Annotated in this window: 1 protein-coding gene; it reads right to left on the minus strand. The window is 62.6% G+C overall.

Features of this window, described 5'->3' with window-relative positions; translation table 11 throughout:
• Positions 1-103: 103 nt before the first annotated feature.
• Positions 104-626: hypothetical protein (locus PO883_RS34735; RefSeq protein ID WP_289313840.1), on the minus strand; the 523-nt coding region annotated here is incomplete at its 5' end.

A 626-nucleotide genomic window follows, 5' to 3' on the forward strand; every position in this document is an offset into this window, starting at 1 on the left:
CAGCTTGCGCGTGACGAAATCCCCATGCACCTCTGCGCCCTGATAGATCGTCATTGGCCCCTTGAGGAACGCTGTCAGGATCTGCTCGCTGCGTGAATTTTTCTCAGGAAATTTCATACCCAGCTCCTGCAGGCGCTCGCCGGTGGGTTTTGGCCGGTGTCTGGTGGACCTGGCCGGCGGCGATCCGCGCGGCGATCATCGTTTCGGCGGCGAACAGGTCTTCGCGGGTCGCAACGGCGCACTGCGCCTCATGAATCGCCAGCGCATTGCTCACCGCGTTCATGCCCGGCCCGTCGAGCCGGTACTGGCCGGTCCTGGCGCCCCGTTCCGCCGCCCGCGCCATCGCCTCCAGGGCGGGTATCATTTCCGGAACGTACTCTTCGCCAATGCCCGTTTCGGCAAGACAGAGCGTTATGTTCATGGCCGTGCAGAGATAGACATACGACGTCTCGGTTGCATCGCCCAGCTTGATATCCTCGAACGCACGCCAATATTTTACGCAGATGAGGGTCGCCTCTTCCCCCTCGATCGGCAGCGCATTCATCATGCGCACGTCATGCCGGGATACGCCGGCAGCGATCACCTGCAGGCCGCCGCCGACGGCACACTTCTTCGCGCGATATGCC

This window comes from Massilia sp. DJPM01, from assembly GCF_030348125.1.
Taxonomy (GTDB): domain Bacteria; phylum Pseudomonadota; class Gammaproteobacteria; order Burkholderiales; family Burkholderiaceae_D; genus Telluria_A; species Telluria_A frigida.